The 21,956-nt window shown below is 71.7% G+C and carries 17 protein-coding genes and 1 pseudogene; 14 read left to right on the top strand and 4 right to left on the bottom strand.

Annotation, left to right across the window (positions count from 1 at the left end; translation table 11 throughout):
- The first annotated feature begins 89 nt into the window (after nucleotides 1–89).
- From metH to AC07D6_RS17365, 4 genes are all read left to right on the top strand, one after another.
- Nucleotides 90–3,605 (top strand): methionine synthase, encoded by a 3,516-nt coding sequence (gene metH / locus AC07D6_RS17380; protein ID WP_315879150.1) that lies wholly within the window; start codon nucleotides 90–92, stop codon nucleotides 3,603–3,605.
- A 185-nt stretch (nucleotides 3,606–3,790) separates the two neighbouring features.
- Nucleotides 3,791–4,492 (top strand): HAD family hydrolase, encoded by a 702-nt coding sequence (locus AC07D6_RS17375; protein WP_315879151.1) that lies wholly within the window; start codon nucleotides 3,791–3,793, stop codon nucleotides 4,490–4,492.
- A 473-nt stretch (nucleotides 4,493–4,965) separates the two neighbouring features.
- Entirely contained in the window at nucleotides 4,966–6,567 is a 1,602-nt protein-coding gene (locus AC07D6_RS17370) for an ABC transporter substrate-binding protein (RefSeq protein ID WP_479045166.1), read from the top strand.
- 38 nt (nucleotides 6,568–6,605) lie between these two features.
- A complete protein-coding gene (locus AC07D6_RS17365) occupies nucleotides 6,606–8,195 on the top strand; it encodes an ABC transporter substrate-binding protein (RefSeq protein WP_479045164.1) in 1,590 nt (529 codons plus the stop codon).
- A 90-nt stretch (nucleotides 8,196–8,285) separates the two neighbouring features.
- Here AC07D6_RS17365 and AC07D6_RS17360 read toward each other — a convergent pair whose 3' ends face one another.
- Together AC07D6_RS17360 and AC07D6_RS17355 are read right to left on the bottom strand one after the other, a co-directional pair.
- Nucleotides 8,286–8,957, bottom strand: a complete 672-nt coding sequence (locus tag AC07D6_RS17360) for a response regulator (RefSeq protein WP_189537148.1) — start codon at nucleotides 8,955–8,957, stop codon at nucleotides 8,286–8,288.
- Nucleotides 8,958–8,966: 9 nt separating this feature from the next.
- Complete coding sequence (locus AC07D6_RS17355) at nucleotides 8,967–9,827, bottom strand: RecB family exonuclease (protein WP_479045161.1); 861 nt, start codon at nucleotides 9,825–9,827, stop codon at nucleotides 8,967–8,969.
- Nucleotides 9,828–9,943: 116 nt separating this feature from the next.
- On the opposite strand from AC07D6_RS17355, the gene AC07D6_RS17350 reads away from it, so the two are divergent.
- From AC07D6_RS17350 to AC07D6_RS17340, 3 genes are all read left to right on the top strand, one after another.
- A complete protein-coding gene (locus AC07D6_RS17350) occupies nucleotides 9,944–11,197 on the top strand; it encodes a site-2 protease family protein (RefSeq protein WP_315879155.1) in 1,254 nt (417 codons plus the stop codon).
- 55 nt (nucleotides 11,198–11,252) lie between these two features.
- Nucleotides 11,253–12,140, top strand: coding sequence for a tRNA (adenine-N1)-methyltransferase (locus tag AC07D6_RS17345; protein ID WP_315879156.1), 888 nt, complete (start codon nucleotides 11,253–11,255; stop codon nucleotides 12,138–12,140).
- A 225-nt stretch (nucleotides 12,141–12,365) separates the two neighbouring features.
- Nucleotides 12,366–12,938, top strand: coding sequence for a hypothetical protein (locus AC07D6_RS17340; protein WP_479045158.1), 573 nt, complete (start codon nucleotides 12,366–12,368; stop codon nucleotides 12,936–12,938).
- A 7-nt stretch (nucleotides 12,939–12,945) separates the two neighbouring features.
- Here AC07D6_RS17340 and AC07D6_RS17335 read toward each other — a convergent pair whose 3' ends face one another.
- Nucleotides 12,946–13,257: a ferredoxin gene (locus AC07D6_RS17335; RefSeq protein ID WP_315879158.1), complete on the bottom strand. Its 312-nt coding sequence runs from the start codon at nucleotides 13,255–13,257 to the stop codon at nucleotides 12,946–12,948.
- Between the two features lie 254 nt (nucleotides 13,258–13,511).
- On the opposite strand from AC07D6_RS17335, the gene arc reads away from it, so the two are divergent.
- From arc to prcA, 6 genes and pseudogenes are all read left to right on the top strand, one after another.
- Nucleotides 13,512–15,278, top strand: coding sequence for a proteasome ATPase (gene arc / locus AC07D6_RS17330; protein ID WP_315879159.1), 1,767 nt, complete (start codon nucleotides 13,512–13,514; stop codon nucleotides 15,276–15,278).
- A 261-nt stretch (nucleotides 15,279–15,539) separates the two neighbouring features.
- Complete coding sequence (gene dop / locus AC07D6_RS17325; RefSeq protein ID WP_479045155.1) at nucleotides 15,540–17,051, top strand: depupylase/deamidase Dop; 1,512 nt, start codon at nucleotides 15,540–15,542, stop codon at nucleotides 17,049–17,051.
- A gap of 141 nt (nucleotides 17,052–17,192) precedes the next feature.
- Entirely contained in the window at nucleotides 17,193–17,411 is a 219-nt protein-coding gene (locus AC07D6_RS17320; protein ID WP_023589517.1) for a ubiquitin-like protein Pup, read from the top strand.
- 216 nt (nucleotides 17,412–17,627) lie between these two features.
- Nucleotides 17,628–17,819: pseudogene (locus tag AC07D6_RS17315) on the top strand (endonuclease domain-containing protein); the annotation flags it as partial.
- Entirely contained in the window at nucleotides 17,771–18,616 is an 846-nt protein-coding gene (gene prcB, locus AC07D6_RS17310; RefSeq protein ID WP_315879162.1) for a proteasome subunit beta, read from the top strand. The pseudogene AC07D6_RS17315 and the gene prcB, both read left to right, overlap by 49 nt.
- Nucleotides 18,617–18,651: 35 nt before the next feature.
- Entirely contained in the window at nucleotides 18,652–19,419 is a 768-nt protein-coding gene (gene prcA, locus AC07D6_RS17305; RefSeq protein WP_479045153.1) for a proteasome subunit alpha, read from the top strand.
- A gap of 64 nt (nucleotides 19,420–19,483) precedes the next feature.
- Here prcA and AC07D6_RS17300 read toward each other — a convergent pair whose 3' ends face one another.
- On the bottom strand, nucleotides 19,484–20,512 hold the full coding sequence (locus AC07D6_RS17300; RefSeq protein WP_315879164.1) for a LacI family DNA-binding transcriptional regulator: 1,029 nt from the start codon (nucleotides 20,510–20,512) through the stop codon (nucleotides 19,484–19,486).
- Nucleotides 20,513–20,667: 155 nt separating this feature from the next.
- Here AC07D6_RS17300 and AC07D6_RS17295 point away from each other — a divergent pair, with 155 nt between their 5' ends.
- Nucleotides 20,668–21,951 (top strand): MFS transporter, encoded by a 1,284-nt coding sequence (locus AC07D6_RS17295; protein WP_315879234.1) that lies wholly within the window; start codon nucleotides 20,668–20,670, stop codon nucleotides 21,949–21,951.
- The last annotated feature ends 5 nt before the right edge of the window (nucleotides 21,952–21,956 follow it).

The raw sequence follows: 21,956 nt of genomic DNA, 5'->3' as shown, positions 1-21,956 counted from the left end.
CGCCCCGGTGGATGGCGGCTACGCTGACGACGTGCGCCTCCCCCCGGAGACGCAAAGCCGACAGCCGTCGCACCTCAGGGAGCATCTCCATGGCCTCGTTGCCGACCCCTTCCCCCACGTCCGCCGACAGTGGCGCCCGAGCAGCCGCGCTCCGCGACGCGTTCGCCACGCGAGTGGTCGTCGCCGACGGAGCCATGGGCACGATGCTCCAGGCTCAGGACCCCACCCTCGACGACTTCGAGAACCTCGAAGGCTGCAACGAGATCCTCAACCTCACCCGGCCCGACATCGTCCGCGCGGTCCACGACGCCTACTTCGCCGTCGGCGTCGACTGCGTCGAGACGAACACCTTCGGCGCCAACTTCGCCGCCCTCGCCGAGTACGACATCGCCCACCGGGTCCACGAGCTCTCGGAGGCGGGCGCCCGCATCGCCCGCGAGGTCGCCGACGAGCACACCGCCGCCAGCGGCCGGCAGCGCTGGGTCCTGGGCTCCATGGGCCCCGGCACCAAGCTGCCCACCCTCGGCCACGCCCCGTACACCACCCTCCGCGACGCCTACCAGAGCAACGCCGAGGGCCTGGTCGCCGGCGGCGCCGACGCCCTCCTCGTCGAGACCACCCAGGACCTCCTCCAGACCAAGGCCGCCGTCCTCGGCGCCCGCCGCGCCCTGGAGGCCCTCGGCGTCGACGTGCCGCTCATCGTCTCCGTCACCGTCGAGACCACCGGCACCATGCTCCTCGGCTCGGAGATCGGCGCCGCGCTCACCGCGCTCGAACCCCTCGGCATCGACATGATCGGCCTGAACTGCGCCACCGGCCCTGCCGAGATGAGCGAGCACCTGCGCTACCTCGCCCGTCACTCCCGCGTCCCCCTCTCCTGCATGCCCAACGCGGGCCTCCCCGTCCTCGGCAAGGACGGCGCCCACTACCCGCTCGGCGCCCCCGAGCTCGCCGACGCCCAGGAGACCTTCGTCCGCGAGTACGGGCTGTCGCTCGTCGGCGGCTGCTGCGGCACCACCCCCGAGCACCTGCGCCAGGTCGTCGAACGCGTACGCGGTCTCGCCCCCGCGCCCCGCGACCCGCGTCCCGAGCCGGGCGCCGCCTCCCTCTACCAGAGCGTGCCGTTCCGGCAGGACACCTCGTACCTCGCGATCGGCGAGAGGACCAACGCCAACGGCTCCAAGAAGTTCCGCGAGGCCATGCTCGAAGGCCGCTGGGACGACTGCGTCGAGATGGCCCGCGACCAGATCCGCGAGGGCGCCCACATGCTCGACCTGTGCGTCGACTACGTGGGCCGCGACGGCGTCGCGGACATGGAGGAGCTCGCCGGCCGCTTCGCCACCGCCTCCACCCTGCCCATCGTCCTCGACTCCACCGAGGTCGAGGTGTTGCGCGCCGGCCTGGAGAAGCTCGGCGGGCGCGCCGTCATCAACTCCGTCAACTACGAGGACGGCGACGGCCCCGAGTCCCGCTTCGCCAAGGTCACCGGCCTCGCCCGGGAGCACGGCGCCGCGCTCATCGCCCTCACCATCGACGAGGAGGGCCAGGCCCGCACCGCGGAGAAGAAGGTCGAGATCGCGGAGCGGTTGATCGCCGACCTCACCGGCAACTGGGGCATCCGCGAGGAGGACATCCTCGTCGACTGCCTCACCTTCACCATCTGCACCGGCCAGGAGGAGTCCCGCAAGGACGGCATCGCCACCATCGAGGCCATCCGCGAACTCAAGCGCCGCCACCCCGACGTGCAGACCACCCTCGGGCTGTCCAACATCTCCTTCGGCCTCAACCCGGCCGCCCGCATCCTGCTCAACTCCGTCTTCCTCGACGAGTGCGTCAAGGCCGGCCTCGACTCCGCGATCGTCCACGCCTCCAAGATCCTGCCGATCGCCCGCTTCGACGAGGAGCAGGTCACCACCGCCCTCGACCTGATCTACGACCGCCGCCGGGAGGGCTACGACCCCCTCCAGAGGCTCATGGAGCTGTTCGAGGGCGCCACCGCCAAGTCCCTCAAGGCCGGCAAGGCGGAGGAACTCGCCGCCCTCCCGCTGGAGGAGCGCCTCAAGCGCCGCATCATCGACGGCGAGAAGAACGGGCTCGAAGCCGACCTCGACGAGGCCCTGCGCACCCGCAAGGCCCTCGACATCGTCAACGACACCCTCCTGGACGGCATGAAGGTCGTCGGCGACCTGTTCGGATCCGGCCAGATGCAGTTGCCGTTCGTCCTCCAGTCGGCCGAGGTCATGAAGACCGCCGTCGCCCACCTCGAACCGCACATGGAGAAGGCGGACACCGAGGGCAAGGGCACCATCGTCCTCGCCACCGTCCGCGGCGACGTCCACGACATCGGCAAGAACCTCGTCGACATCATCCTGTCCAACAACGGCTACACCGTCGTCAACCTCGGCATCAAGCAGCCCGTCTCCGCGATCCTCGAAGCCGCCGAGGAACACCGGGCCGACGTCATCGGCATGTCCGGACTCCTCGTCAAGTCGACCGTGATCATGAAGGAGAACCTGGAGGAGCTCAACCAGCGCGGCCTCGCCGCCAAGTACCCCGTCATCCTCGGCGGCGCCGCCCTCACCCGCGCCTACGTCGAGCAGGACCTCCACGAGATCTACCAGGGCGAGGTCCGCTACGCCCGCGACGCCTTCGAGGGCCTGCGCCTCATGGACGCCCTCATCGCCGTCAAGCGGGGCGTCCCCGGCGCCGCGCTCCCCGAACTGCGGCAGCGCCGCGTCCGCGCCACCGCCTCCGTCGAGGAGCCCGAGCCGGAGACCGGCGTCCGCTCCGACGTGGCCACCGACAACCCCGTGCCCGAGCCGCCGTTCTGGGGCACCCGCGTCATCAAGGGCGTCCAGCTCAAGGAGTACGCCGGCTGGCTCGACGAGGGCGCCCTGTTCAAGGGCCAGTGGGGCCTCAAGCAGAACCGGACCGGCGAGGGCCCCTCGTACGAGGAGCTCGTCGAGACCGAGGGCCGCCCCCGCCTGCGCGGCTGGCTCGACCAGCTCCAGACGCGCAACCTGCTCGAAGCGGCCGTCGTCTACGGCTACTTCCCCTGCGTGTCCAAGGGCGACGACCTCATCGTCCTCGACGAGGCCGGCAACGAGCGCACCCGCTTCACCTTCCCCCGCCAGCGCCGCGGCCGTCGCCTCTGCCTGGCCGACTTCTTCCGCCCCGAGGAGTCCGGCGAGACCGACGTCGTCGGCTTCCAGGTCGTCACCGTCGGCTCCCGCATCGGCGAGGCCACCGCCGAGCTGTTCGCCTCCGACGCCTACCGCGACTACCTGGAGCTGCACGGCCTGTCCGTCCAGCTCGCCGAGGCCCTCGCCGAGTACTGGCACGCCCGCGTCCGGGCCGAGCTCGGCTTCGCCGGCGAGGACCCCGCCGACGTCGAGGACATGTTCGCGCTCAAGTACCGCGGCGCGCGCTTCTCCCTCGGCTACGGCGCCTGCCCCGACCTGGAGGACCGCGCCAAGATCGCGGACCTGCTGCGGCCCGAACGGATCGGCGTCCACCTCTCCGAGGAGTTCCAGCTCCACCCCGAGCAGTCCACCGACGCCATCGTCATCCACCACCCGGAGGCGAAGTACTTCAACGCCCGCTGACCCCGGTGGCGCCCGGTGCGCCCGGCAGCGCCCGCCGGCCCGACCGGCGTGCCGCGCCCGCCGCGGGGCGCGCCGGTGCGGGGCGTCGTACACTGGTCGGTCCACAGCAGGCCGGTCGCGTATCCCCGCCGGGAGTTCCCGGCAGGGGGCGCGACCGGCCTTCTCGTCCCCACGGAGGTGTGCCGATGACCAGTACGGTCCCCGCGTCCCTGACCCGAACGGCCGACGGGTCGGCCCTGCAGGCCGTGTTCCTCGACATGGACGGCACGCTCGTCGACACCGAGGGCTTCTGGTGGGACGTGGAGGCCGCGGTCTTCCGGGAGCTCGGCCACGAGCTGGACGAGTCCTGGCGCGACATCGTCGTCGGCGGGCCCATGGCCCGCAGCGCCGGCTACCTCATCGAGGCCACGGGCGCCGACATCACCCTCCCCGAGCTGACCACGCTCCTCAACGACCGGTTCGAGGAGCGCATCGACGACGGCGTCCCCCTCATGCCCGGCGCCGCCAGACTCCTGGCCGAGCTGTCCGAGCACGCCGTGCCCACGGCGCTGGTCTCCGCCTCCCACCGCCGGATCATCGACCGCGTCCTGTGCTCCCTGGGCGCCGACCACTTCACCCTCACGGTCGCCGGCGACGAGGTGCCCCGGACGAAGCCGCACCCCGACCCGTACCTCCTCGCCGCCCGCCGCGTCGGCGCCGACCCGGCCCGGTGCGCCGTGGTCGAGGACACGGCCACCGGGGTCGCCGCCGCCGAGGCGGCCGGCTGCCGAGTCGTCGCCGTCCCCTCCCTCGCCCCCATCGCGCCCGCCGACGGCCGGGTCGTCGTCGGCTCCCTCGAAGAAGTGGATCTCCGCTTTCTGCGCGCTTTGATCACGGGAATGGACTGAGCCGCGCACCCAGCGTGTCCCGGTGAATTGGGGAAAAACTCTCGGCGCCGGAGCATGCCTTTTCCGTGACGGCCCGGAAAGCCGCCTCACGTGACCTTGGTCACGCAGCGTGGCGCCGCCCGGGCGCCCGCAACCGCACACCCGTCCGGATCGGGGTGCTTCAGGCGTGCCCATGTGTCCGGATTCATCAGGCCGTGTACGAAACATTCCGGCGCGTTCGGGCCGTACGGTCACGGTCGAAGATCGATTTCTGATGACCCCTCAACTCCGCGCCGGTCCGGGATTAGTGGCGATGCCACTAATCTTTCCGGCGAGCACCCCGCCGCACTTTCCCCGTGCCGCCGCCGCCACAAAGCGGTGGTGAACACGGGACCGATCGTTCGTACCCGGCCCGATCGCCGCGCCCCACCGGGCGCCCGCGGCGGAGGCTCCGCACACGCACCACCCCGTGCCGGACCAGGAGTACGACCCCCATGAACCGCAAGACCTTGGCGCTGCCGGCGATCGCCGGACTGCTGGCCCCCCTCCTCGCCGCCTGCGGCACCGAGACGGGCGGGGCCGCCGGAGGCAGCGACATCGTCGTCGGGACCACCGACCGGTTCGCCGCCTCCCCGGACTCCCCGGCCCCCTTCGACCCGGCCTACGCGTACGACACCGGCGTCTGGAACGTGCTGCGCCAGACCGTCCAGACCCTGACGCGCATCCCGCGCGGCGGCGGCCGTCCCGTCCCCGACGCGGCCTCCCAGTGCCAGTTCACCGACAGCGCCAGCGAGAGCTACCGCTGTCTGCTCCGCGAGGACCTCGTCTTCTCCGACGGCAAGCCCGTCACCGCCCGCGACGTCACGTACTCCATCGAGCGCGTCCTGGCCATCAAGTCCGACAACGGCGCCGCCGGACTCCTCTCCAACATCGACACGGTCGAGGCCAAGGGCTACCGCGAGGTCGTCTTCCACCTGAAGACGCCCGACGCCACCTTCCCGTACAAGCTCGCCACGCCCGTCGCCGGCATCGTCAGCAGCGACAAGTACGGCGCCACCGAGCTCCGCGAGGGCTTCCAGGTCGACGGCTCCGGCCCGTACACGATGAAGCCCGAGGTCCGCAACGGACGCCTCGTCAGCGTCGCCTTCACCAGGAACCCCCACTACAAGGGCGACGTCAAGGTCCGCAACGACGGCGTCGAGCTGCGCTCCTTCGCCGACGCCGACGCCATGGGCGAGGCGCTGGAGGCCGGCGACATCGACATGATGACCCGCACCCTGGAGCCCGAGCAGATCAAGGAGCTCGACGCCCGCCCCCGGGAAGGCGTCAAGCTCACCGAGGTCCCCGGCCTGGAGATCCGCTACCTCGCCTTCAACACCGAGGCGCCCCCCGTCAAGGACAAGGCCGTGCGCCAGGCCGTGGCCGCCCTCGTCGACCGCGACCGCATCGCCCAGAACGTGTACGGCCCCACCGCGACGCCGCTGTACTCCCTCATCCCCTCGACGATCGTCGCCCACAGCAACTCGTTCTTCAACAAGTACGGCGAGCCCAGCCGCGACAAGGCCGCCGGCATCCTGCGCGACGCCGGTGTCCACACCCCGGTCGAGCTGACCCTGCACTACACGACCGACCACTACGGCGCCGCGACCGCCAAGGAGTTCGCCGCCCTGCGCGACCAGCTCAACGAGAGCGGCCTGTTCGACGTGACCGTCCAGGGCGTCGAGTGGTCCGCCTTCCGACCCGCCCAGAAGCGCGGCGACTACGCCGTCTACGGCCTCGGCTGGTTCCCCGACTTCCCGGACCCGGACAACTACGTCGCGCCGTTCCTCGACGCCGACAACTTCCTCAACACGCCCTACGCCAACGCCGAGGCCCGCGAGCGGCTCATCCCCGCCTCCCGCCGCGAGGCCGACCGCGCCGCCGCGGCCCCGTCCTTCAAGCGGCTCCAGGACATCGTCGCCGACGACGTCCCGGTCCTCCCGCTCTGGCAGGGCAAGCAGTACGTCGCCTCCCGCGACACCCTCACCGGCGTCGAATGGGCCCTCAACACCTCCTCGGACCTCCAGCTCTGGGAGCTCGGCCGAGGAAACGCCTGACCCCTGCTGTACCGAAGAGATCCAGAGGCAAGGTTCCAGTGAAGGCACACAACAAGTGGCTGACGGCCCCGCTCGCCGCGGGACTCGCGGCCGCCACGCTCAGCGGCTGCGGCACCGACAAGGACGCCGGTGCCGGTGACGGCGCCGGGACGATCGTCGTCGGCATGTCCGACGAGGTCCTGGCCACCGACCCCGCCACCGGGTACGACCCCGGCTCCTGGCTGCTGTTCAACAACGTCTTCCAGTCCCTGCTGAGCTTCCCCAAGGGCGCCACCACGCCCCAGCCGGAAGCCGCCGAGAGGTGCGAGTTCGACAAGGGCGCCAGCACCGTCTACCGCTGCACCCTCCGCGACGGCCTGAAGTTCAGCAACGGCAACCCGCTCACCGCCGAGGACGTCAAGTTCTCCTTCGAGCGCGCCCTGAAGATCGACGACGAGAACGGGCCCGGCCCGCTCCTCTCCACCATCGACAAGATCGAGGCCCCCGACGACAGGACCGTCGTCTTCACCCTCAAGGTGCCCGACGCCACCTTCCCCAGCAAGATCGCCTCCGGCGCCGGCTCCATCGTCGACCACCGCGAGTACCCGGCCGACGGCCTCCGCACCGACGGCAAGGCCGTCGGCTCCGGCCCGTACAAGCTGGAGTCCTTCAGCGACGAGAAGGCCGTCTTCTCCGTCAACCCGGAGTACAAGGGCGCCGCCAAGGTCAAGAACGACGGCATCACCCTGAAGTTCTACAACGGCGACCGCAAGGCCCTGGCCGAAGGTCTGACGAAGGGCGACGTCGACGTCGCCTACCGCGGCCTCGCCGCCGACGACATCCAGAAGCTCAACGGCTCCCCGACGGCCGGCCAGAAGGGCATCGAGGTCATCGAGGGCTCCAGCGCCGAGGTCCAGCACCTGGTCTTCAACATGAAGGACCCGGTCGCCGGCAAGCTCGGCGTCCGCAAGGCCATCGCCCACCTCGTCGACCGCCAGGCGCTCGTCCAGGACGTCTACCAGTCCACGGCGACCCCGCTGTACTCGATCGTCCCCGCCGGCATCCTGGGCCACAACACCGCCTTCTTCGACCGCTACGGCGACCGCCCGCAGCCCGACCTCGCGAAGAAGGCCCTCCAGGAGGAGGGCATCAAGGACAAGGTCGAGATCACCCTCTACTCCACGCCCAGCCGCTACGGCCCCGGCACGGACGAGCAGGTCGAGGCCATCGCCAAGCAGCTCAACGACAGCGGGCTGTTCCAGGCCGACGTGAAGTCCGTCGAGTACGACCAGTACGAGAAGGACATCAAGGCCGGCAAGTACGGCGTGTACATCAAGGGCTGGGTCCCCGACTACCCGGATCCGGACAACTTCACCCAGCCGTTCTTCGGCGAGGGCAACGTCCTCGGCAACCACTACGAGAACGACAGGATCACCGGCGAGATCATCCCGGACACCGCGGCGGCCGCCGACCGCAGCTCCGCCCAGGACGACTTCGACCGGCTCCAGGACCTCGTCGCCGAGGACGTCCCCCTCCTCCCGCTCTGGCAGGCCAAGCAGTACGCCGTCGCCCACAACACGATCACCGGTCTGGAGTGGACCCTCGACGCGTCCACCGTGTTCCGGTTCTGGGAGATCAAGAAGGGCTGACGCCCGCCCCGCCCGCACGGCGCCGGCGCCCCCGCGGACCCACCGCGCGGGGCGCCGTCCCCGTGCCGCCCCGCGCGGGGCGGCGGCCGGCTACTGCGCGCCCGGCCGCACCAGGCCGCTCTCGTACGCGTACACCGCCGCCTGCACCCGGTCCCGCAGGCCCAGCTTCGTCAGCACGTGGCCCACGTGCGTCTTCACCGTCGTCTCCGACACGAACAGGTCCGCCGCGATCTCCGCGTTCGACAGCCCCCGAGCCACCAGCTTCAGCACCTCCACCTCGCGCTCCGTCAAGGTGTTCAGCGCGTCCGGCACCGGCTCGTCCCCCGACGGCAGGTGCCCCGCGTACTTGTCCAGCAGCCGCCGCGTGATGCTCGGCGCCAGCATCGCCTCGCCGGCCGCCACCACCCGGATCGCCTGCACCAGCTCGTTCGCCGGGGCGTCCTTCAGCAGGAACCCGCTCGCCCCCGCCCGCAGCGCCTCCACCACGTACTCGTCCAGGTCGAACGTGGTCAGCACCAGCACCTTCGCCGGCCCGTCCCGCCCCGGCCCCGTGATCTGCCGCGTCGCCTCCACCCCGTCCATCCGGGGCATCCGGACGTCCATCAGCACCACGTCCGGCTGGAGCGCCCGCACCTGTTCGAGCGCCTGTAGGCCGTCCCCGGCCTCACCCACCACCGCGAGGTCCTGCTCCGCCTCCAGAATCATCCGGAAACCGGTACGCAGCAGCGGCTGGTCGTCGACCAGTAGGACGCGGATGGCCACGGGCACTCCTTAAGGGATCGCTGGACCCGGCCCATTCTGCCCCGACCCGGCCGGTCGCACCGGCAGCGGGTAGACCGGGGGAGTCCCCCCGAACTCGGGACAGAACGCCTGGTGGTCGCACCAGCCGCACAGCTTCGTCGGCCGCGGCCGCCAGTCGCCCGTCTCCGTCGCCTCCCGGATCGCCTCCCACAGAGCCAGCAGCTTCCGCTCCACCCGCCGCAGGTCCGCCATCACCGGGTCGTACATCACCACGTCGCCGCTGCCCAGGTACACCAGCTGCAGCCGCCGCGGCAGCACCCCCTTCAGCCGCCACACGACCAGCGCGTAGAACGTCATCTGGAACAGCGCGGCGTCCCCGTACTCCGGACGCGGCGCCTTGCCCGTCTTGTAGTCGACGATCCGCACCTCGCCCGACGGCGCCACGTCGACCCGGTCGATCACGCCCCGCAGCCGCAGCCCCGACTCCAGCTCCGCCTCCACGAACAGCTCCCGCTCCGCCGGCTCCAGCCGCGTCGGGTCCTCCAGCGTGAACCACCGTTCGACCAGGTCCTCGGCCTCCCGCAGCCAGCGCGCCAGCCGCTGCCCGTCCGCGTCGTCCTCGAACAGCGACGCCAGCTCCGGACGCGCCTCCAGCAGCCGGTCCCACTGCCCGGGGACCATTGCCCGTGCCTTCGGAACCGTACGCTCCGCCGCCGGGTCGTCGAAGAGGCGCTCCAGCACCGCGTGCACCAGCGTGCCCCGCGTCGCCGCCGGGCTCGGCTTCTCCGGCAGCTTGTCGATCACCCGGAACCGGTACAGCAGCGGACACTGCATGAAGTCGCCGGCACGGGACGGCGAGAGCGACACGGGCGCCTGCGGACTCGAAGTCATGACTCAGACCCTACGACCCGCCACCGACAGCCGTCGGCATACCATCGACGGCAGACCACCGCACACCGCGTGATCGAGCGGGAGACGCCCCACCACCCCCACGCCGAAGGGAACCCGTGAACCAGGACGACGAGAGCGGCGAGGGCACGCGCCCGCGGTCCGAGCCCGCCGCAGACGCCCCCGGCCCCGACAGGAAGCGCCGCGCCGACGGGCCCGGCGGCGGCCTGCTCATGGGCCGGATCTTCGGCGTGCCCGTCTACGTCGCCCCCAGCTGGTTCCTCGTCGCCGCCCTCATCACCTGGGTCTTCGGCGGCCAGCTCGACCGCGTCCTGCCCGAGCTGGGCAGCGCCCGCTACCTGGTCTCGCTGTTCTTCGCCGTCGCGTTCTACGCCTCGGTCCTCGTCCACGAGCTCGCCCACACCGTCGCCGCGCTCCGCTTCGGGCTCCCGGTCCGCCGCATCCAGCTCCAGTTCTTCGGCGGCGTCTCCGAGATCGAGAAGGAGTCCGAGACCCCGGGCCGCGAATTCGTCCTCGCCTTCGTCGGCCCCTTCCTCTCCCTCCTGCTCGCCGGCGTCTTCTACGCCGGCCTGCACGCCGTCGAGCCCGGCACGGTCCCCGGCGTCCTCCTCGCCGGACTGATGATCTCCAACCTGATCGTCGCCGCCTTCAACTTCCTGCCCGGCCTCCCCCTCGACGGCGGACGCATGCTCCGCGCCGTCGTCTGGAAGGTCACCGGCAACCCCATGAGCGGCACCGTCGCCGCCGCCTGGGTCGGCCGCGCCCTCGCCGTCGCCGTCCTCGTCGGCCTGCCCCTGCTCACCCAGACCGGCGCCCTCGGCGACACCGGCGACCTCAACGGCATGGACACGGTCATGGACGCGCTCCTCGCCGCCATCCTCGCCGCGATCATCTGGACCGGCGCCGGCAACAGCCTCCGCATGGCCCGCCTCCGCGAACGCCTCCCCGACCTGCGGGCCCGCGCCCTCACCCGCCGCGCCGTCCCCGTACCCCCCGACACCCCCCTCTCCGAGGCGCTCCGCCGCGCCAACGAGGCCGGCGCCCGCGCCCTCGTCGTCGTCGACGGCCAGGGCGAGCCGACCGCCCTCGTCCGCGAGGCCGCCATCGTCGGCGTCCCCCAGCACCGCCGCCCCTGGGTCGCCGTCAGCGGCCTCGCCCAGGACCTCACGGACGGCATGCGGGTCCCCGCCGACCTCGCCGGCGAAGCCCTCCTCGACAAGCTCCGCGAGACCCCCGCCACCGAGTACCTCGTCGTCGAGGACACCGGCGAGGTGTACGGCGTGCTGTCCACCGCCGACGTCGAGCGCGCCTTCGTCCAGGCCATGGCCCGCCCGGGCACCACTCCCCGCTGACCTCGGCCCCGGCACCGTGGTCGGGGCCCCCGCCACCGCCGGGTACCCTGGTCACATGTCCGAACCGACCGGTGCCGCCCGCCGTCGCGGGCCCTTCAAGGTCGGGGACCAGGTCCAGCTCACCGACCCCAAGGGACGCCACTACACGTTCACGCTCGAGGCCGGGAAGAACTTCCACACCCACAAGGGTTCCTTCCCGCACGACGAGCTGATCGGCGCCCCCGAGGGCAGTGTTGTCCGTACCACGGGAAACGTCGCCTACCTCGCGCTGCGCCCCCTGCTCCCCGACTACGTCCTGTCCATGCCCCGCGGGGCCGCAGTCGTCTACCCGAAGGACGCGGGCCAGATCCTCGCCTTCGCCGACATCTTCCCCGGCGCCCGCGTCGTGGAGGCCGGCGTCGGCTCGGGCTCGCTCAGCAGCTTCCTGCTCCGCGCCATCGGCGACAGCGGCATGCTCCACTCCTACGAGCGCCGCGAGGACTTCGCGGAGATCGCCAAGGCGAACGTGGAGCGCTACTTCGGCGGCCCCCACCCCGCCTGGCAGCTCACCGTCGGCGACCTCCAGGACAACCTCACCGACACCGACGTCGACCGCGTCATCCTGGACATGCTCGCCCCCTGGGAGTGCCTGGAGGCGGTCTCCAAGGCCCTCGTCCCCGGCGGCATCCTCTGCTGCTACGTCGCGACGACCACCCAGCTCGCCCGGACCGTCGAGTCCATCCGCGAGATCGGCTGCTACGCCGAGCCGCAGCCCTGGGAGTCGATGATCCGCAACTGGCACGTCGAGGGCCTGGCCGTCCGCCCGGACCACCGCATGATCGGCCACACGGGCTTCCTCGTGACCGCCCGGCGCCTCGCGGACGGCGTCGAGCCGCCCATGCGCCGCCGCCGCCCCGCCAAGGGCGCCTACGGCGAGGACTACGAAGGCCCCAACAAGGGCTGACCCCCACCCGCAACGCGGCGGCGCCGCCGAGGAGTTCCCCCGCCGGACGGGAAACTCCCCGGCGGTGCCGCCGCGTTCACCCGAGCGGCGCACGACGCCCGTACCCGCCGACCGACATGGCGGCCACCCCCCCCCGGTTCCGGGCACCTGTGACGTGTGGCACGATGCTGGCCACTCCCGGCGGCGCCACCCACCGCCACCGCACGACCACAGGAGACAGCCCGCGTGCAGACCTCCGCCGTCCCGGACCTCGCGCACACCCACGCCCGCCCCGCGCACTGGCTCGCGACCGCCGCCGCCACGGCCTGCGTCATCGCCCTGGCCGGCCTCGTACAGCCCGGCCCGGCCCTCGCCACCGACCCCGCGGCGCCTGCCCGACCGGCCTCCGCCGCCGGCGCCCCCGCCCCCGACGCGGCCACCGCGACCTACCCGCTGACCTGCGCCGGAGCCCCCACGGTCGTGCCCAGGACGGCCACCGGCGACCTCGACGGCGACGGCCGGCCCGAGACCGTCGCCGCGGCCCACTGCCAGGCCGGTTCCGGCACCCCGCCCCACGGCCTGTACGTCCTCACCCGCGGGGCGGGAGGGACCGGGGCCGCCCGCGTCGTGGCGACCCTCGTCGACCCCGCGGACGCCCTCTCCGTCGGCGACCTCGCCGTGCGTGACGGCGTCGTCACGGCGACCCTGCTCGGCTACTCGTCCCCCGACGTCCCCCGTTGCTGCCCCGACGAGCGCGAGGCCGCTGAATGGCGGTGGTCCGGCGGCGCGTTCCTCCGCGCCACCGCCACCCACGGCTGACGGACGGCTACTCGGCGTCCGGGCCGTACACCTCGACCCTGTCCGAAACCCGCCGTACGTGAATGCAGTCGCCGGGGCACTCCTTGGCCGAGTCCACCACGTCCTGCAGCAGCGGCAGCGGCACCGGCGTGGTCGCGCCCGGCTCCTGGAGCAGTTCGTCGTCGGCGCTCTTGACGTAGGCCAGTCCGTCGATGTCGAGCTCGAACACCTCGGGCGCGTACTGGGCGCAGATCCCGTCCCCGGTACAGAGATCCTGGTCGATCCAGACCTCCAGAGCCTCTCCGGCGGCCGTGGTGGGGGCCTCGTGCTGCGCGGTCATATGCCCTGCCGTTTCCTGCCTCGGGTGAAGCGTCGAGAAGTAAGTCCGGCCCGCCCTGACGGGTGTTGGCCACTGACGACGATACAACCGGCCGCTTTCCGATGTTGATGGGTGGGTATTCCCTTGAGGTGGGGGAGAGCGCAAGGGTGAAGATCGGACACACCTCGAGAGTCTTTGTGATCTAGGGGTTTCAATCTCCACCCACGCAGGTAGGGTCTGGAAGCGTCCAGCTCCCCTTGGAGGAGGTGAGGACCGTGGCAGCCCACGACGACGACATCAACCGCGGCATCCGGCCGGGGCGGGGGTCTGATGACCCCGCCGGCCAGGTTGCCTATCTCGAGCAGGAAATCGCCGTCCTGCGACGCAAGCTCGCCGACTCTCCGCGACACACGAGGATTCTCGAAGAGCGGATCGTCGAGCTGCAGACCAACCTGGCCGGCGTGTCCGCGCAGAATGAGCGGCTCGCCAACACACTCCGTGAGGCCCGCGACCAGATCGTGGCCCTCAAGGAGGAGGTCGACCGCCTTGCCCAGCCACCGGCCGGCTTCGGCGTCTTCCTGCAGGCCAACGAGGACGGCACGTGCGACATCTTCACCGGTGGCCGCAAGCTCCGCGTGAACGTCAGCCCCAGCGTCGAGCTCGACCAGCTCCAGCGGGGCCAGGAAGTCATGCTCAACGAAGCGCTCAACGTGGTCGAGGCCATGGAGTTCGAGCGCGCCGGGGACATCGTCACCCTCAAGGAGATCCTCGAGGACGGCGAGCGCGCCCTGGTCATCGGCCACACCGACGAGGAACGAGTCGTACGGCTCGCCGAGCCCCTGCTGGACGTCACCATCCGGCCCGGCGACGCCCTCCTGCTCGATCCCCGATCCGGCTACGTCTACGAGGTCATCCCCAAGAGCGAGGTCGAGGAACTCGTCCTCGAAGAGGTCCCGGACGTCGACTACGACAAGATCGGCGGCCTGGGCAACCAGATCGAACTGATCCGCGACGCGGTCGAGCTCCCGTACCTCTACCCCGACCTCTTCAAGGAGCACGAGCTCCGGCCCCCGAAGGGCATCCTGCTGTACGGCCCGCCCGGCTGCGGCAAGACGCTCATCGCCAAGGCCGTCGCCAACTCCCTTGCGAAGAAGGTCGCCGAGGTCACCGGGCAGCCCGCCGGCAAGAGCTACTTCCTCAACATCAAGGGCCCGGAGCTCCTCAACAAGTACGTCGGCGAGACCGAGCGGCACATCCGCCTGGTCTTCCAGCGGGCCCGCGAGAAGGCGTCGGAGGGCACCCCCGTCATCGTCTTCTTCGACGAGATGGAGTCCCTCTTCCGCACCCGCGGCTCCGGCGTCAGCTCGGACGTGGAGAACACCATCGTCCCGCAGCTGCTCGCCGAGATCGACGGTGTCGAAGGACTCGAGAACGTCATCGTCATCGGCGCCTCCAACCGCGAGGACATGATCGACCCGGCGATCCTCCGCCCCGGCCGCCTCGATGTGAAGATCAAGATCGAGCGCCCGGACGCCGAGGCCGCCAAGGACATCTTCGCCAAGTACCTCACCCCGTCGCTGCCGCTCCACGCGGACGACCTCGCCGAGCACAACGGCTCCAAGGAGGCCGCGGCGCAGGCCATGATCCAGTCGGTCGTGGAGCAGATGTACGCGGAATCCGAGGAGAACCGGTTCCTGGAGGTCACGTACGCCAACGGCGACAAGGAAGTCCTGTACTTCAAGGACTTCAATTCCGGTGCGATGATCCAGAACATCGTCGACCGGGCGAAGAAGATGGCCATCAAGGCGTACCTCGACCAGAACCAGAAGGGCATCCGCGTCTCCCACCTCCTCCAGGCGTGCGTGGACGAGTTCAAGGAGAACGAGGACCTGCCCAACACCACCAACCCGGACGACTGGGCCCGCATCTCCGGAAAGAAGGGCGAGCGGATCGTCTTCATCCGCACCCTCGTCACCGGAAAGCAGGGCGCGGACACCGGGCGCTCCATCGACACGGTGGCGAATACCGGCCAGTACCTGTAGGAGCGCGCAGAACCGGCTGCGGATGTCCCCGGACCCCGGAAGGGGAGGACATCCGCAGCCGGCTGCGTTCCACGGGATACCGCCAGATACGGACCACACCGGAGCAATGACACAATTGATCTCCCCCCCAGCGCAAAGGCGCTCTAGGCTCATCCGTACCGCCGAATCGCGCAGTGCGGGGTCGGGCACCGCACACGCATCGGAGAACCGGTACTCGGGCGCCGTTCCCGCGCGGGGACGGCGCCGGGCAAGGAGGGCCGCATGACCGTACGGCGAGTAATGGGCATCGAGACGGAGTACGGGATCTCCGTCCCCGGTCACCCGAACGCCAATGCCATGCTCACCTCGTCCCAGATCGTCAACGCCTACGCGGCGGCGATGCACCGGGCGCGCCGCGCCCGCTGGGACTTCGAGGAGGAGAACCCGCTGCGGGACGCCCGCGGCTTCGACCTCGCCCGCGAGGCCGCCGACTCCAGCCAGCTCACCGACGAGGACATCGGCCTCGCCAACGTCATCCTGACCAACGGCGCCCGCCTCTACGTGGACCACGCCCACCCGGAGTACAGCGCCCCCGAGGTCACCAATCCCCGCGACGCCGTCCTGTGGGACAAGGCCGGCGAGCGGATCATGGCCGAGGCCGCCGAACGGGCCGCCCAGCTCCCCGGCGCCCAGCCCATCCACCTCTACAAGAACAACACCGACAACAAGGGCGCCTCCTACGGCACGCACGAGAACTACCTGATGAAGCGGGAGACCCCCTTCTCGGACATCGTGCGCCACCTCACGCCCTTCTTCGTCTCCCGCCAGGTCGTCACCGGCGCCGGCCGCGTCGGCATCGGCCAGGACGGCCAGGAGCACGGCTTCCAGATCAGCCAGCGCGCGGACTACTTCGAGGTCGAGGTCGGGCTGGAGACGACACTCAAACGGCCCATCATCAACACGCGCGACGAGCCGCACGCCGACGCCGAGAAGTACCGCCGCCTCCACGTGATCATCGGCGACGCGAACCTCTCGGAGATCTCCACCTACCTGAAGCTCGGCACGACCGCGCTCGTCCTGTCGATGATCGAGGACGGCTTCATCACCGTCGACCTCGCCGTCGACCAGCCCGTGCGCACGCTCCACCAGGTCTCGCACGACCCGACGCTCCAGCGGCTGATCACGCTCCGCAACGGCCGGACGCTGACCGCCGTACAACTCCAGATGGAGTACTGCGAGCTCGCGCGCAAGTACGTCGAGAACCGTTTCGGCTCCGACGCGGACGAGCAGACCGTGGACGTCCTCGCCCGCTGGGAGGACACGCTCGGCCGGCTGGAGAGCGACCCCATGAGCCTCGCCGGCGAACTGGACTGGGTGGCGAAGCTGGAGCTCATGGAGGGGTACCGGCGCCGCGACCGCCTCGGCTGGGACGCCGCGCGCCTCCACCTCGTGGACCTCCAGTACGCCGACGTGCGCCCCGAGAAGGGCCTGTACAACCGTCTGGCGGCCCGCGGGCGCATGCGGCGCCTCCTGGACGAGGCGGACGTGGAGCGGGCCGAGAGGCAGCCTCCGGAGGACACGAGGGCCTACTTCCGCGGCCGCTGCCTGGAGCAGTACGCGGACGACGTGGCGGCGGCGTCCTGGGACTCGGTGATCTTCGACCTCCCCGGCCGCGACTCCCTGCAGCGGGTGCCCACGCTGGAGCCGCTGCGGGGGACCCGGGAGCACGTGAAGGAGCTCCTGGACCGCTGCCGCACGGCCGAGGAGCTGGTCCGGGTCCTTTCGGGCGGCTGAGAAGCGCTTCAAGGGGCCACCGCAGGGAATCATGGAAGTGGCCCCGGACGTCGAGAAAGACAGGGCCGATGTCAGACCGGGCTTGTAGGGTCTGATCTTGAGACACCTGACCAAGCGGGCAATCCGAGCGGGGTGAGGGATATGGCGACCAAGGACACCGGCGGCGGCCAGCAGAAGGCCACGCGCTCCACCGAAGAGGTCGAGGACCAGGCGCCCGAGGCGCAGGCCTCGGAGGACCTCAAGGAGCGCCACGAGAAGCTGAGCGACGACGTGGACTCCGTCCTGGACGAGATCGACGACGTGCTGGAGGAGAACGCCGAGGACTTCGTGCGTTCCTTCGTGCAAAAGGGCGGCCAGTAAGGCCGTCTGACCTTCGAATCACAAGCGGGGGTCGGTGAGAGAGACGGGGGGCGAGGCGCCGCGCGCGGTGCGGCGAGGACGGGCCGCGCGCGGCGTCCGCCTGCGGAGGGCCGGGTGCCCCGGATCCGGACGGGAGGCGTCCCCCGGGGGGCCGTACGGCGCCACCGGGGGCCGCGCCCGCCGGGGAGCGGGGCGGTCCGCGCGGCCGGTCCGGCCGCGTCCCCGCAGCATGTGGATCACCGCCGCGGTGCGGGTAAGGTCCGTGGCGTACTGTGCTTCAACTGCAATTCGGTCATCGGCAAGCTGACAGATGGCCCCAGCGTCATCAGGCGGGCCGCCGCACACGTGGAGGGGAACTCGTGGAAGCCAACACCCGTAGCACCGGGCGTCTACCAGCTGCCTTCCTGACGCCCGGATCCTCGTCCTTCATGGACTTCCTGGCCGAGCACTCGCCGGAACTGCTGCCCGGGCGCCGGACGCTGCCCGCCGTGCAGGGCGCGATCGAGGTCCCGCACGGTACGACGATCGTCGCCGCCACGTTCCCCGGGGGCGTGGTCCTCGCCGGCGACCGGCGCGCCACCATGGGCAACATGATCGCGCAGCGCGACATCGAGAAGGTCTTCCCGACCGACGAGTACTCGGCCGTGGGCATCGCCGGTACGGCGGGCCTCGCCGTGGAGATGGTCAAGCTGTTCCAGCTGGAGCTGGAGCACTTCGAGAAGGTCGAGGGCACCCAGCTCTCCCTGGAGGGCAAGGCGAACCGGCTCTCCACGATGATCCGCGGCAATCTGGGCATGGCCATGCAGGGCCTGGCCGTGATCCCGCTGTTCGCCGGCTGGGACGTGGACCGCGAGAAGGGCCGGATCTTCTCGTACGACGTCACGGGCGGCCGCTCCGAGGAGCAGGGGTACGCGGCGACGGGTTCGGGCTCGCTGTTCGCGCGCGGGTCGATGAAGAAGCTCTACCGCGAGGACCTCACCGAGCAGCAGGCCCTGACGCTGGTGGTGCAGGCGCTGTACGACGCGGCGGACGACGACTCGGCGACGGGCGGGCCGGACGTGGCGCGCCGGATCTACCCGATCGTCACGGTGATCACGGAGGACGGTTTCCGCCGGCTGACGGAGGCGGAGGCGTCGGACGTGTCGCGTGCCGTGCTGGAGCGCCGGATGGACCAGCCGGACGGCCCGCGCGCCGAGCTGCTCTGATGTTCTCGCCACTGACAGAAAGGGACGGATAGCCGGTGTCGACGCCGTTCTATGTCTCACCCCAGCAGGCCATGGCCGACCGGGCGGAATACGCCCGCAAGGGCATCGCGCGGGGCCGGAGCCTTGTTGTGATGCAGTACGCCGACGGCATCGTCTTCGTCGGCGAGAACCCGTCCCGCGCGCTGCACAAGTTCAGCGAGATCTACGACCGGATCGGTTTCGCCGCGGCCGGCAAGTACAACGAGTACGAGAACCTGCGGATCGGCGGTGTGCGCTACGCGGACCTGCGGGGTTACACCTACGACCGCGACGACGTGACGGCGCGCGGGCTGGCGAACGTGTACGCGCAGACGCTCGGCACGATCTTCTCCAGCGCGGGGGAGAAGCCGTACGAGGTGGAGCTGGTCGTCGCCGAGGTGGGGACGTCGCCGGAGGGCGACCAGATCTACCGGCTGCCGCACGACGGCTCGATCGTGGACGAGCACGGTTCGGTGGCCGTCGGCGGCAACGCCGAGCAGATCGGCAGCTTCCTGGACCAGCGGCACCGCGACGGGATGTCGCTGGCGGAGGCGCTGAAGCTGGCGGTGCAGGCCCTGTCGCGGGACACGAGCGGCAGCGAGCGGGAGATCCCCGCGGAGCGCCTGGAGGTGGCCGTGCTGGACCGCACGCGTCCGCAGTCGCGCAAGTTCAAGCGGATCGTGGGCCGGCAGCTGGCGCGACTGCTGGCGGCGCAGGAGCCGGCGACGGCTCCGACGGACGCCGCGGGCGACGAGGCCGAGGGCCCGGAGGGCTCCGAGGAGTAACCGCCGCGCCCGGTGGCTTGCGAGCCCCGGTCCGCCTCACGGGGCGGACCGGGGCTTTCGCGTGTCAGGAGCGCGGCGGCGGGGCGGTGGAGGCCCGGACGCGCAGGGCGACGGGCAGGTCGCCGCGGGGCGGCGTGCGGCCGTCGAGGACGGCGAGGAGGGCCTCCATGCCGCGTTCCCCGACCCGTTCGGCGGGGAGGCCGACGGTGGTGAGCTCGGGTTCGACGGCGGTGGCGAGGGCGAGGTCGTCGAATCCGGTGACGGACACGTCCTCGGGGACGCGCAGGCCGAGGCGGCGCGCGGCCTTGCAGGCGCCGGCGGCGATGAGGTCGTCGTCGCAGACGAGGGCGGTGGGGCGGGGCCCGGGCGCGGCCAGGGCGCGGGTGGCGGCTTCGCGGGCGCCGGCCACGTCGAGGGGGGCGGGGACCGTGCGCACGGTGGTGCCGGGGCGGTCGCCGAGGGCGGCGGCGAGCGCCGTGGCGCGGACGTCGAAGGTCCAGGACGGCACGGCGGACGCGAGGTGGACGAAGCGGCGGTGCCCGAGGGCGAGGAGATGGTCCGTCACCTGGCGCATGCCGTCGGCGATGTCGAGGTTGACCCGGGCGGCACAGTCCTGGTCGGCCGGGTCGCTGTCGAGCATGACGAGCGGCAGGTCGGTGCCGCGGAAGGCGTCCAGGGCGTCGGTGGCCATGGAGGAGGCGATGACGCCGTCGAGGGCGGCGCGGGCGGAGGCGAAGGGGTCCTTGGCGGGGCCGGTGCCCTGGGGGGAGGGGTAGAGGACCACGCCGAAGTCGTGGCGGGCGGCGACGGCGGAGGCACCGGCGTAGACGCGCGCGAAGAACTCGTTGGTGAGGGCGGGGACGACCAGGAGCGCGGTGCGGGTGCGGCCGAGGCGGAGGCTGCGGGCGGCGAGGTTGGGGCGGTAGCCGAGCCGGCGGGCCGTGTCGCGGACGAGCCCGGCGGTGCGCTCGGAGACGCGGCCGCGCCACTTGTCGCCGAGGACGAGGGAGACGGTGGCCTGCGAGACGCCGGCGGCGCTGGCGACGTCGCGGCTGGTGGGGCGGGGCCCGCCGAGTGGTTCCGGGGCCTTCACGCGCGTCCGCCTCCGTGGGTTCGTCCGGGGCCGCCGCACGGTGCGGGGCGGCCGGTCAGGGGTGCGCGGGTGGACCCGCGGCTGCCGACATGGTACGTATGACGCAGGACGTTATACGTAAAACCCCGGCGGAGCGCCGGGAGGAGGAGCAGGCGATGGCTGCGTCGGGCGGCGGGTACGCCGACATACTCAGGGCTCCGCACGCGCTGCGGCTGCTGGTCGGCACGCTGGTCGGCCGGCTTCCCAACGGCACGGCGCACATCGCGATCGCGCTGTTCACCCGGGCGGAGGGCGGCGGCTACAGCCTCGCGGGCGGGCTCGCCGCCGCGTACGGGCTGGCGACGGCGGCGGGGCAGCCGCTGCTGGGGCGGGCCGTCGACCTGCGCGGGCAGCCCCGCGTGCAGCTCCCGGCGGCCCTCCTCTCGGCGCTGGGCATGGTGTGGCTGGCGGCGGCCGGGATCGGGTCGCTGCCGGTGGCGTTCGCGGCGGTGGTCGTGGCCGGCTTCTTCACGCCGCCCCTGGAGGGCGGCCTGCGGGCGCTGTGGCCGAGCGTCCTGGGCCGCGAGGACCGGGTGCACCGCGCGTACGCCCTGGACGCCGTGGCGCAGGAGGTCATGTTCACGGTCGGCCCGCTGCTGGTGACCGTACTGGTGTGGCTGTGGTCGCCGGCGGCCGCGCTGCTGGTGGTCAACGCCGTGGGCGTCCTGGGCGCCCTGTCGGTGGTCGCGTCGGCCCCTTCGCGCGCGTGGCGTTCGGAGCCGCGCGAGGCGCACTGGCTGGGCGCGCTGCGGTCGCGCGGGCTGCTCGCGCTGCTGGGGGCGTTCTTCTTCGTGGGCCTGGCGCTGGGCTCGATCACGGTTGCGGCGCTGGCGTACGCGGACCTCCACGGGGGGGACGCGGTGTACGGGGCGCTGATGGCGGCGCTGGGGCTGGGCGCGCTGGCCGGCGGGCTGGTGTACGGAGCGCGGCCGTGGGCGGGGGAGCCCGAGGCGCGGCTGCGGGTGCTGGTGGGGCTGCTGGCCCTGGGCTACCTGCCGCTGGCGCTGGCGCCCGGCGTGGTGGCGATGACGGCGCTGGCGGCCGTGTCGGGCGTCTTCCTGGCGCCGGCCCTCGCCTGCGCGTTCGTCGTCGTGGACCGGCACGCGCTGCGCGGCACGGTGACGGAGGCGTTCTCCTGGCTGGTGACGACGTTCGGGGTCGGCACGGCGGCGGGGACGGCCGTGGCGGGCCCGGCGGTCGAGCTGGCGGGCGTGCCGTGGAGCTTCGGCGCGGCCGGGGCCGGGGGAGCGGCGGCGCTGCTGGTGCTGCTGGCGACCCGGCGGGCCCTGGCCCTCCCGGCGGCCACGGCGGGGCCGGAAGCGGGAGAAGCGGTAGGTGTATCGGAAAATGATCGAAACGGTACCGTCGAACCCGGTTTCAGCGGGGGCCGTCAGGCGTAATGTTC

The sequence above is a fragment of the Streptomyces sp. NPDC045287 genome (genome assembly GCF_056432325.1).
This window is presented reverse-complemented; position numbering and strand designations above follow the sequence as displayed.

Coding starts and splice junctions, on each gene's coding strand:
- metH (WP_315879150.1), top strand. CDS start 90: ATGGCCTCGTTGCCGACCCCTTCCCCCACGTCCGCCGACAGTGGCGCC.
- AC07D6_RS17375 (WP_315879151.1), top strand. CDS start 3,791: ATGACCAGTACGGTCCCCGCGTCCCTGACCCGAACGGCCGACGGGTCG.
- AC07D6_RS17370 (WP_479045166.1), top strand. CDS start 4,966: ATGAACCGCAAGACCTTGGCGCTGCCGGCGATCGCCGGACTGCTGGCC.
- AC07D6_RS17355 (WP_479045161.1), bottom strand. CDS start 9,827: ATGACTTCGAGTCCGCAGGCGCCCGTGTCGCTCTCGCCGTCCCGTGCC.
- AC07D6_RS17345 (WP_315879156.1), top strand. CDS start 11,253: ATGTCCGAACCGACCGGTGCCGCCCGCCGTCGCGGGCCCTTCAAGGTC.
- AC07D6_RS17335 (WP_315879158.1), bottom strand. CDS start 13,257: ATGACCGCGCAGCACGAGGCCCCCACCACGGCCGCCGGAGAGGCTCTG.
- dop (WP_479045155.1), top strand. CDS start 15,540: ATGACCGTACGGCGAGTAATGGGCATCGAGACGGAGTACGGGATCTCC.
- AC07D6_RS17320 (WP_023589517.1), top strand. CDS start 17,193: ATGGCGACCAAGGACACCGGCGGCGGCCAGCAGAAGGCCACGCGCTCC.
- AC07D6_RS17295 (WP_315879234.1), top strand. CDS start 20,668: ATGGCTGCGTCGGGCGGCGGGTACGCCGACATACTCAGGGCTCCGCAC.